Source organism: Candidatus Thermoplasmatota archaeon, from assembly GCA_034660695.1.
Lineage (GTDB): Archaea > Thermoplasmatota > E2 > UBA202 > DSCA01 > JAYEJS01.
Genome location: JAYEJS010000089.1, coordinates 1 through 7,288 on the forward strand (window position 1 = coordinate 1; position 7,288 = coordinate 7,288).

General features: G+C 41.5%; 6 protein-coding genes and 1 pseudogene. 2 read left to right on the forward strand and 5 right to left on the reverse strand.

Annotated elements, in window-relative coordinates; all coding sequences use genetic code 11:
- Nucleotides 1-201 precede the first annotated feature (201 nt).
- The 5 genes and pseudogenes from U9O96_04570 to U9O96_04590 form a co-directional block, all read right to left on the reverse strand.
- Nucleotides 202-2,208: a PAS domain S-box protein gene (locus U9O96_04570; GenBank protein MEA2054374.1), complete on the reverse strand. Its 2,007-nt coding sequence runs from the start codon at nucleotides 2,206-2,208 to the stop codon at nucleotides 202-204.
- A gap of 93 nt (nucleotides 2,209-2,301) precedes the next feature.
- Nucleotides 2,302-2,952, reverse strand: a complete 651-nt coding sequence (locus U9O96_04575; protein ID MEA2054375.1) for an MBL fold metallo-hydrolase — start codon at nucleotides 2,950-2,952, stop codon at nucleotides 2,302-2,304.
- Nucleotides 2,930-3,358, reverse strand: coding sequence for a GIY-YIG nuclease family protein (locus U9O96_04580; protein ID MEA2054376.1), 429 nt, complete (start codon nucleotides 3,356-3,358; stop codon nucleotides 2,930-2,932). The genes U9O96_04575 and U9O96_04580 overlap by 23 nt, the downstream gene beginning before the upstream one ends.
- A gap of 66 nt (nucleotides 3,359-3,424) precedes the next feature.
- A pseudogene (locus U9O96_04585) lies at nucleotides 3,425-3,771 on the reverse strand (P-loop NTPase).
- A complete protein-coding gene (locus tag U9O96_04590) occupies nucleotides 3,704-3,841 on the reverse strand; it encodes a hypothetical protein (protein ID MEA2054377.1) in 138 nt (45 codons plus the stop codon). The pseudogene U9O96_04585 and the gene U9O96_04590 overlap by 68 nt, the downstream one beginning before the upstream one ends.
- Before the next feature lie 66 nt (nucleotides 3,842-3,907).
- Between U9O96_04590 and U9O96_04595 the strand changes: the two genes are divergently transcribed.
- Together U9O96_04595 and U9O96_04600 are read left to right on the forward strand one after the other, a co-directional pair.
- A complete protein-coding gene (locus U9O96_04595) occupies nucleotides 3,908-6,724 on the forward strand; it encodes a C25 family cysteine peptidase (protein ID MEA2054378.1) in 2,817 nt (938 codons plus the stop codon).
- A 68-nt stretch (nucleotides 6,725-6,792) separates the two neighbouring features.
- On the forward strand, nucleotides 6,793-7,288 hold a 496-nt coding region (locus U9O96_04600; GenBank protein ID MEA2054379.1), incomplete at its 3' end, for a C25 family peptidase propeptide domain-containing protein.

The following is a 7,288-nucleotide window of genomic DNA, read 5'->3' on the forward strand; positions in this document are numbered from 1 at the left end:
GGAAAGCATTGGACGAATGTTGATTATGATTATTATCAGAGCATCAGAACAGAAAGTCAAATGACACTCATTGATTTTGCCAGTCCCATGTGATACGCTTCGGGCTTCAGCCCGGAGTAGTTAACTTTTTTAATCAATTTTTCATGTTCCTTTATCTTTTCTTTTAACTTTCTCATTTTTAATTCCCTATCTACAGTGACATCATGAAATCTTTGTAAATATTCCAGATTTTTTTAATTCCTCCTCCATTTTCCTGAGGTCGGTAATGTCGGTTTGTGTTCCCCATGCCTCGATGAGTTTTCCGTTTTTGATGGTTCCTACTAATGAGTTTGAAAAATATTTTTCCTCCCCCTTTCTGTTAATTTCGTGCGAAATTCCGCCCGATAGACGAAATCCATTGCGGATAAAGGCTGCAAGATATTCCCTGTTTTCTTCTGTATCAGGCATAATTTCAGAGAGTTTTACACCCAAAATCTTCTCTTTTGTTGTGCCCATCATTCTGGCATAGGTCTCATTGCATTCCACGCATACAGCCTTAAAGAATTCCTTGATCATTTTTTTCTCGGGCAACGTGATGTCCACAGGTGTTTTCGAACCAAAACACCATATACCTACTGTAGCAGATTCAACAAAGTTTCTGAGTTTTTCTTCGTTTTCCTTGATTTCTTCCTCCATTTTTTTACGTTCTGTTACATCCCTCATGACACCCTGATTACCATAAATTTCACCGTTTTCATTATACAATGGGGAAAGATGGACTTCAACCCATCTGATTCCACCGTCTTTCCTTATGATTCTGAATTCTCCTCTGACATCTTGTTCTCCCTCCCATGCCCTTTCCGATAGATTCACTATCACTTCTACATCCTCAGGTGGTACCGCAAATACCACATTCCTCAAATCACCGTCTGGAACATCGTCAACGGTATATCCTGTAACACCTTCAATGTTTCCCGCAGCGAATATCAGTTCATAGTTTTTATTTATTGCATAGATTATGTCCTGAGAATTTTCTGATAGAAGACGATATTTTTCTTCACTTTCTTTTAATGATTCCTCCGCTTTCCTCTGCTTGGTGATATCTTCAACTGTACCGATCAGGTAACATATATTGTTTTTTACATCACGTACAGCCTGTGCATTCTCTGAAATCCATATCATGCTTCCGTCTTTTCGGTATACCTGAGATTCAAAATTCGACACTTCTCCTTTTTCTTTCAATTGACTGATAAGGGATTTCCTGCGGTCTGGATCGACATAAAGCTGTTTTGTAATATCAGTCATGCCTTTCACCAAGTCTTCAGGAGAATCATAGCCATAAATGCGGGCTAATGCCGGGTTAACCAATACGTGGTGTCCTTCGGGCGTACTTTTATATATGCCCATTACTGCATTCTCAAAAATACCTCTGTAATTTTCTTCTGCCATGTGTAATTTTTTCTCTATCTCTTTCTGCTCGCTTATGTCCCTTACAATTGCCTGTACAAAAGATGTGCCGTTAACATCTACCTTATTAAGAGAAACTTCTGCATCAAATGGAGTTCCGTCCATACGGATATGCTTCCAATAAAAGCGTTGTGGCTTTCCTTCTAGCGCAGCATCGATCTTCCTTAATACCTCTTCCTTTGAATCTTTTCCATCCGGCTGTTTTTTTGGGGAAAATTCGTAAGGAACATGACCAACAATGTTTTCCTTTCTGCATGCAAAAATTTCCAATGTTTTACGGTTGCAGTCTATAAATACATCTCTTGACATCAAAAAAATCGCATCGTTTGCAGAATCAAAGATATTGCGATATTTTCTCTCACTGTTCATCAGTTTTTTAACCACCTCTCTTCTTTCTGTCACATCCCTCATTATGCCGAGAACTCTTGCTTTCTTTTCTGAAAGAGGAACGGTATTCACTTCAACATATTTTGTTTTTCCATCTTTGGTTATAATTCTAAATTGGTATAATGGCGGTATTTCCTTTCCTTCTTTCCTCGCTTTCTCCCTCCCCTCTATCAGTTTTATATCGTCCGGATGAATAATATTCCAGAAGCTGAAATCCTTACTGCAAACCTCCTCTGCCCTGTAACCCGATATTTTCTCAAAGGCGGAATTGACATATTCAAAACCTTCCGAGCTTATAATATAAATGCCGTCCGTGGATAATTCGGCGATAATACGGTATTTTTCCTCACTTTCCTTCTTTTTTAATGGAGTCATATTCCCCCTCTCATTGGAATATACCAACTATGGAGCATGCACAGACAGCAATTCCCTTCCTTACTATAAACATTTCGAAAAAATTTATTTTGTTCACAATTCAAATACTTTTCCCGCCCCGCAATCCACGCATTTCTCCGGATGCATTTCTTTTATTTCTTTTTTATATTGGGTGCAGTGGCACGGCATTACAACATCAAGTCCTTCAAGGCATTCAAATTTATTGAAACCATGGAAACCACCCATGATGCCATATACCCTGCCAAATTCTCCTGCTGTTTTTATGATATTCTCCACGCCAGGATGCGAGCAGCCTGCAATAATAAAAATTCCTTTTTCTGTCTTTATGGCCATTGACTGCTCTTTTATTTCCCTGCCCATCTCGCCGGTTGTGAAAATGCCCGGCAATAACTCTTCTGCATCTCTTACTTCACGAATATCGGCACCAGATTTTTTTATGCTATCGGAAAATGAAGATAATGCATAAATCTCTGCATGCGGAACATATTTCAAGATTTCTGGAAGTCCGCCTATATGATCCCAGTGGTTATGAGTTAAAAAGATTCTATCAATGTTTCTTGGATTGATTCTCGCCCGTTCCATATTTGCCAATAGAATATTCCCGTGAGCGCCTGTATCAAACAGCACCGTATCGCCTCCGCCCCCTTCAAGCAAGCATGAAAAGCCCCAGTCGCTTTTGTACCCCTCCACTGCCTCGTTATCATACACTACTTTTACCCTCATATTTCACCATCCCTATGCCTTTAATTACATCCACCATTCTTTTTAAATTTTTTGAATGAAAAAGATGGGTGCCACAGCTGCAATCACTCGAACCAAAATTTTTAACTCCACCAAATTTTTTTTCCATGACCGATGCAATCTCGCACTCATTTTTCCCCCCTTCCATGCACCATATTTGCCTTATAACGCCTTCCTCAAGCAAGTAATCGATATGCCAGTGCTTTTTTTTATTTTGTCTGATATGCCTACCGATGCGGGCATCCAGTCCATTCATCGCGGAGCCAACATAAGCATAATATCCTTCCTTAAATGGTAAGACACCCAACTTGCCTATCTCAATTTCTTTATCCTTTTTCACCCCGACAGTAAGAATGTAACTTCCTTTTCTCCTGGCATTGTCATTCATTTTCTTCCGCTATTGCTCAACGATTTGTTCTATCTTTGCAATGATATCATTGAATGCGCGGACAGTCTATAAGTTTTCGTAGTGCAATACAAACGGATTGCCCGAATCACCCGATTCAACAATTTTTTCATCAATGGGCAGGGCAACATCCTGAGGGGTTGTTACTATAACAGCCATCCCGCCGGGTATCAGTTGGGCTATACTCAAAGGCTCATCTCCCGTGCCCGGAGGCATATCCACGATAAGATAATCGAGATTCCCCAATAAACTGCTTTATCACCTTCATCTTTAATGGGCCCTGCCATATGCAACATTTTAGGTATATTGGGCCCATGAATATCAACATCAAGCAGTCCCACTTCTTTTCCTTCCATCGATAAGGCGACGGCGAGATTCGCGGCAACCGTGCTTTTGTCGCTTCAGCGATTCTGCCTGCTTGGGGAATATGAATAATTCCTTTCTGGCAAAAACATCGTATTCCACCGGCCCGAATTCATCCGAAATTATTATAGAGATGTAGCATATATCCTATTGTAAAAAGTGATGAAAATGGATAAAAAAGAAACGAAAATATTGGTTTTATTTGCCATCGCAGTTTTAATTGGGGCAGCTTTCAGCGGCTGCATCGGAGGGCCGAAATTTGAAGAGGTTAAAGGTTTCAGTATGGATGATATTGGCAAAATTTCTGCTGAGAGAAACATGGATGCCACACCAGTTATTGCATCAGAGGAAAATGCTTTTTACGCCCTTATAGGTACCCCTGTTGCAGAATATTACTATAGCAACGATATCCACGTGGCACCACTGCTCGTTGAAAATTTCAGCAATCCCTCCCGTCCGGTTGTCAGATTTGGGAAACAATATCCATTTTCAAGTGATATAAAGATAGCGGGAGGTTCTCCAGAAGATGTCTCAACAGATATAGCCCAGAGCGTGTGGAAAAAGAGCGATGCAGTCGTGCTGATAGAAGATAGTAAAGACGGTTACAATCTCGGCGTTGCCGCAACCCCAATTGCTTCCTACCTCGATATTCCAGTAATGGTCACGAATGATACAAATAACGTGCGCAACGTGCTCAACAAACTCGGAGTGAAATATACATTTTTATGCGGCAATATTGAAGGACATGAAAGGACATGGAGATTTACTGATGAACAACAGATAACAAATTTTCTTATCGACCTGGTTAAAGAAAAATTTGGAGAAGTGAAATACATAACCATAACAAATCCCATGGATGCAACCATGCCAAAGGTGCTGAACAGAACCACTTACCATTTCAGCGGTACATTAGGCTCGGTTGCGATTCTGCCTTCAACTCTCATTTCAACAGCAAAAGGTTTCCTGCAGCCGGGCTATCACAATTTTACGATTCCAGATGGCTATAAGTATGCCCATGTAAAGATAGACCTGGTAAATCTTAACTCACAGGATGTAGAGGATCTCGGGGATTACCTGACCCTTTCAGGGGGACCATGCATCGACGATCTGCCAGTTGAACAGCAGTTATATGAGCTTGTATATATCACGACGATGTCAGGCGTGCCTGAAAGGGACAAGAGCGGGCATATAATCAAGGACAAAGTGCATTATGAAACTGTACTTTATGATAGGGATGGAGTTACTTTCGATTTGTCCGTAATGGGGACATGGCTCGCCCAGAAGGAAGGTAGCTATGAATTGGATGTCACAGTAGAAAGCCTGGATAATCCATTTGTACCGACCATGAAAAAACTTTCATCTGTGGCACCCTATCTAACTGCATACAGGAAGGGCATAATTCTCGCAAAGCCTGAATTTGCGTTTGCAGCAAATGATAATGTTACTGTCAATGGAAAAACGTGTCCGGGCTTTTATGTACCGCGCAAAAATCCAATGCTTGCCAAAGCATCAAATGATCATCTCTGGGAGATGCATGAAATGATAAACGAGCTGCTCGGGAATCTGTCTGACATACCCCCGGATAACGTAAAGGAACTGAAAGAATACTACGAGGAAAACCCGGTTTATATTGCCCTTGTCGGCGGTGCGACAATGATCCCGCAATACATGTATGAAAATCCGGATACGCCTCTTGATGACCCGATGGTTATTTACTACTTCGGATATGGAACACCGAGCGATTTCATTTACGGCGATATTGACCCGAATCCAAATGACATAAAAAATGATAGCTACAGCTACTGGCCCTACCAGGAAAATATTGTGGGCAGGATAACTGGATGGGATATACAGGATGCATCTGCCCTAATAGCAAGGACGATATTTTACGAGGAGATTATAAAAGGGCTCGGCGATTGGAAAAACAAAGCCACCGTTCAAACAGGATGCGGAACCGACTTCCAGAAGATACCCGTACTGGAACAGATTAAGAATATACTCGGGCCTTTGCTGGGGGGGCATCCAGGCGATCCGATGAAATTCCCGTCAGGGGCAACGCGCTTTTCTGGAGATGCTGTGACGGCAAATATAAAGAAAGGGGAATTCGATGTAACTCGGACATACTTCACCCAATCACAGAGGGTCGGATACAGCGATGAAGCCCTCAATAAGATAAAAAAGGCGGGAGTGCTGAACATGCTTCTCTTCCCAAAGTTTGAGATAAAACTTGTCAGCGGAGAGAATGTAGTAAAAGGCGGTGAATACCAGAAAGAAAGCAATGTAATATATGAGAATGGACATGGAAGCATGCATCTATATGAGTTCGGCGATGTGTTTATGTGGGGTCTCGGGCTGGGCTACTTCTTCGGGCCATTGATAATGGAATATGTCACACGCATTTCTATGTTTGCCAGTCCCCTGGGGGGCCTTGGTACGTATAGTACGAGAGGTGTGGAAAATATGGATCTGGGTCCATCGACAATGATGATTGAAAGCTGTGTCAACGGAAAAATTGACGGGATGTACGTTCAGAATAATGTGGGACAGTCTTATATTCACGCCGGGGTCAATACACTCCTTGCATCTTCAACGTTTACGAATGTGGCAGGATATCTGAATCCGCGTCCATTCCAGAACAGCTTCGGCATAATAGCATATGTGAAGGCATGGTATGACCTGCTGGCCAAGGGCGAGTATCCAAGGGACAATTTCGGCATAATAATACACACTGATTTCTTAAATGATTTAATACAGAATAATTCAGATGTCGGGAAAGCTTTCAGGGATGCCCGCAATACCTACCTGCCAAAAGATGCAAACAGCACATTCCTCTGGGTTCCGCCGCTGGAAGGTTCTTATGGCGGCGTGCTGAAGCCATCATCGAAGGGAACACGCGTTCTCGATAAGAAATACAATACTTTCCTGGAATATGTGCTGTTCGGCGATCCAGCTTTCAATCCATACCAGCCGGTAAACAACGGATGATAAACCCTTTTTCTTTTTCAAATTTTCAAGCATAGATTTTTATAAAAATTTTTTATTATATTAGCCTGATGAGTACGAGAAAGGCAGCAGCCATAATTGCAGCAGTCTTGTTTTTATTAAGCGGAGTTAGTACTTTAGAAAGGCATGGAAACGCATACCAAAGCGCAATTTCTGAAACTAAAATTATAAAATTTTCAAACATCGAGATAAGCAGGGGGAACTATGCAAGTATATCATGTAATGGCTGCTCTTCAACATACAAAGCATCGTATCCAATCATGCCCTATAAATCAGAAACATTAGCATTTCCGTTCGGAACGAAAATTGAAGGCATAGATGTTGAATCGGGCAATATACAGACGATACATCTGGATAAAAAAATAGCCCCTGCTCCAGAGCCGTTGCCTCTGAACATGAAAAATGTAAAGGCAGAGGTGAAAGAAGGAGGGATATATGAAAGCAACGAACCATATCCATCAAACTGGTTCACATATAACATTGGAGCGGGCATTCAAAACGGAGAGCATGCTATATTTCTTTCAATACATGCTTTTCCAGCACGCT

Coding starts and splice junctions, on each gene's coding strand:
- U9O96_04595 (MEA2054378.1), top strand. CDS start 3,908: ATGGATAAAAAAGAAACGAAAATATTGGTTTTATTTGCCATCGCAGTT.
- U9O96_04570 (MEA2054374.1), bottom strand. CDS start 2,208: ATGACTCCATTAAAAAAGAAGGAAAGTGAGGAAAAATACCGTATTATC.
- U9O96_04575 (MEA2054375.1), bottom strand. CDS start 2,952: ATGAGGGTAAAAGTAGTGTATGATAACGAGGCAGTGGAGGGGTACAAA.
- U9O96_04580 (MEA2054376.1), bottom strand. CDS start 3,358: ATGAATGACAATGCCAGGAGAAAAGGAAGTTACATTCTTACTGTCGGG.